We start from the raw sequence: 274 nt of genomic DNA, 5'->3' as shown, positions 1-274 counted from the left end.
TTGTTCAAGTCGCTGAACACACTCACCTTTCCGAATTTCGTCACCCCCGTCAGCAGAGCGAACCGTATATACCTGTCCATCGATTTCAGCGCCCCATAGAAAGCCTTCAGCGTGTTCCTGTATTCATCCTGCAGCTCCTCATTATCTATAGCCTGCAGCATAGGCTTGTCATATTCATCTACCAGGATTACAGTGTTCCTTCCAGTCTTTTCCGCCGCTCTTCGTATTACCCCCTCAAATCTTGTCGCAAGCGAATACTCATCCGGATTCTTGC

The 274-nt window shown here is 48.5% G+C and carries 1 protein-coding gene; it reads right to left on the bottom strand.

The annotated features are described in order from the left end of the window. Positions 1-274, bottom strand: a 274-nt coding sequence (locus H6A61_RS15615; protein WP_204394819.1) for an AAA family ATPase, incomplete at both ends; no start/stop codon positions are given.

This window comes from Bacteroides caecigallinarum, from assembly GCF_016901995.1.
In the GTDB taxonomy this organism is placed as follows: Bacteria; Bacteroidota; Bacteroidia; order Bacteroidales; family Bacteroidaceae; genus Phocaeicola; species Phocaeicola cellulolyticus.
This window is presented reverse-complemented; position numbering and strand designations above follow the sequence as displayed.